Below are 2,672 nucleotides of genomic sequence, written 5' to 3' on the forward strand. Positions count from 1 at the left end.
GATCCTCTCCTTCGGCCGGGTGCCGGCGCGGACGCCGGGCCGGCGCGCCGCCTACGCGTCGAGCCTGGTGGCGTACTCGCTGGTGGTGGGGTTGTGCGCGGCACTGGCGCTGGCGCCGGCCATGCAGCGCTGGGAGTGGCTGTTCCCCATGCCGGGCACCCGGCAGGCGTGCGTGCAGTCGGGCCGGTACGCGAGCCTGCAGGCGCAGGCCGATCTGGGGGTGCTGGCCGGCCGGGCCGGTGATGCGCTGACGCACGCGCAGCTCACGCAGGCCCGGCAGGCCGTCGACGACTGCCACGCCGCCACCGGGTCGCCCAGCCGGCGGCGGGCCTCGCGCCACAGCTTGAGCAGCTTCCCGCGGACGTACGGGTAGCGCACCCGGCTGGGCGAGTAGGTGTACCAGGAGAACGAGGCCCCGCGCGGGCAGCCGCGCGGCTCGTACTCGGGGCAGTCGGTGCCGATGGACGGGTAGTCGGTCGCCTGGTGCTCCCAGGTGATGATCCCCTCCTTGACGTACACCATCCACGAGCAGGAGCCCGTGCAGTTGACCCCGTGGGTGGACCGCACCACCTTGTCGTGGGACCAGCGGTCCCGGTAGAAGCCCTCCCACTCGGTGCCGCCCGCACCGAACACCGCCCGGCCGTCCGCCGACACCTCACGGCGTGTCAGCAGGCGTCTCGCCGCCAGCGGCCAGTGCTGTTCTGCGCGGGGACCGCCCTCACCCGCCGTCTTCTCGTGCTCCATGGGCGGAACGCTAGGCAGCGCACGGCCACCCGCGCGGGGGCCGAAGGTCCCTCGTCACCCCGCCGGCCGGCCCCGTCCCGCGGAGGGGAATCAGGCCTTCCGGTCCCGGTGGCCAGGACCATCGGCGGGGCCCCGGCACCCCCCGGACGCAGCAGGCTGATGCCCGACCGAACCGGAGGTGACCAGCGTGTACGACCCGACCCCGCGCCCGCCCAGGGCCCGCGCCGTCCGCCTGCAGCATCAGGACGTGGCGGACCGGCCGTTCATCGTGATCTGGGAGTCGACCAGGGCGTGCCCGCTCGCGTGCCGCCACTGCCGGGCCGAGGCCGTGCCCGACCGCGACCCGCGGGAGCTCGACACCGCGGCGGCCGAGGACCTGATCGGCCAGGTGGCGGCCTTCGGAACCCCCGCGCCGCTCTTCGTGATCACCGGGGGCGACCCCTTCCAGCGGCCGGACCTGCTGGAACTGGTCGCCCACGCGACGCGGACCGGCGTCCGGGTCGCGGTCTCCCCGTCGGGCACTCCCACCCTCACCGCGGAGAACCTGCGGGCGGTCCACGAGGCCGGCGCGATCGGGCTCTCGCTGAGCCTCGACGGCTCCACCGCGGAGCGGCACGACGGCTTCCGCGGCGTGCCCGGCGTCTACCGCTGGACGCTCGACGCCTGGCGGACGGCCCGGGAGCTCGGCCTGAAGGTCCAGATCAACACCACCGTCACCCGGCACAACCTGGACGACCTGCCGGACGTCGTCCGGCTGGTCCACGAGTACGGCGCCACCCTGTGGAGCGCCTTCTTCCTGGTGCCCACCGGACGCGGCCGCGACCTGGCGTCGCTGAGCCCGGCCGAGGCCGAGGACGTCCTCAACTTCGTCCACGACGTCGGCCTGACCGTGCCCGCCAAGACCACCGAGGCCCACCACTTCCGCCGGGTCGCCCTGCAGCGCCGGGTGCTCGCCGACCGGGGCGAGGACCACGTCACGGCGCTCGGCCTCGGCCCGCTCTACCGCCGGCTGCGGGCCAGGGCCGCCGAACTCGGGCTGGACGGCGCGCAGCGGCGGGCCCGCCGCCCGCCGCTGGACGTGAACGCCGGCCGCGGCTTCGTCTTCGTCTCCCACACCGGCACCGTGCACCCCAGCGGCTTCCTCCCGCTGGGCGCCGGCAGCGTCCGGGAGCGGCCGCTGCCCGAGATCTACCGCACCTCCGGACTCTTCACCGGCCTGCGGGACGGCGACCGGCTCGGCGGCCGCTGCGGCCGGTGCGAGTTCCGCCGGGTCTGCGGCGGCTCCCGCTCGCGCGCCTACGGCCTGACCGGCGACCCGTACGCGGAGGAGCCGTGGTGCGACTACCGGCCCGGGTCCTTCCCGTACCAGCGGGAACTGGCGGCGCTGCTGCCGCCGGCGCACGGTTCGGCGGACCGGTCATGAGCGCCCCGACGCCCGCCGCCCCCGGGCGGCCCGACCGGCGCACCCGGTACACGTGGGCGCACCTCCTGGTGGCGGCCTGGCTCGCCCTGGCACTGGTGGCCGCCGCCGCCGGGCGGACGCTGCCGGTGGCCCGCTGGCTGGCCGTACACCTGTTCCTGCTCGGCGCGGCCACCACGGCCGTCCTGCTCTGGAGCGAGCACTTCGCCGTCGCCCTGCTGCACGCGCGGCAGCCCGCCGAGCGGTGGAGCCGGGCGCGCCTGCTCGGCGCCAACCTGGCCGTGCTCGGCGCGCTGACGGGGGTGTGGGCGGAGCTGCCCGCGCTGACCGCCGCCGCCTGCCTGCTGCTGGTCGCGGCCGTCGCCGCCCACCTGGTGGTGCTGGTGCGCCTGGGCCGCGGGGCCCTGGGCGGGCGGCTGGCCCCGGTCGTGGGCTACTACCGGGCCGCCGCGGCGGCCCTGGTGGCCGGCGTGGTCCTCGGCGGGTCGCTGGCGGCCGCCGGGCTCGG

Annotated in this window: 1 protein-coding gene and 2 pseudogenes; 2 read left to right on the forward strand and 1 reads right to left on the reverse strand. The window is 76.6% G+C overall.

The genetic code is table 11. The features are described from left to right. Positions 1 to 294: 294 nt before the first annotated feature. Positions 295 to 744: pseudogene (locus tag ABZ885_RS39125) on the reverse strand (nitrate reductase subunit alpha); the annotation flags it as partial. Positions 745 to 931: 187 nt separating this feature from the next. Here ABZ885_RS39125 and ABZ885_RS39130 point away from each other — a divergent pair. After that, a complete protein-coding gene (locus tag ABZ885_RS39130) occupies positions 932 to 2,167 on the forward strand; it encodes a TIGR04053 family radical SAM/SPASM domain-containing protein (RefSeq protein WP_360199667.1) in 1,236 nt (411 codons plus the stop codon). After that, positions 2,164 to 2,672, forward strand: a pseudogene (locus ABZ885_RS39135) (hypothetical protein); the annotation flags it as partial. The gene ABZ885_RS39130 and the pseudogene ABZ885_RS39135, both read left to right, overlap by 4 nt.

This window comes from Kitasatospora sp. NPDC047058, assembly GCF_040643935.1.
In the GTDB taxonomy this organism is placed as follows: domain Bacteria; phylum Actinomycetota; class Actinomycetes; order Streptomycetales; family Streptomycetaceae; genus Kitasatospora.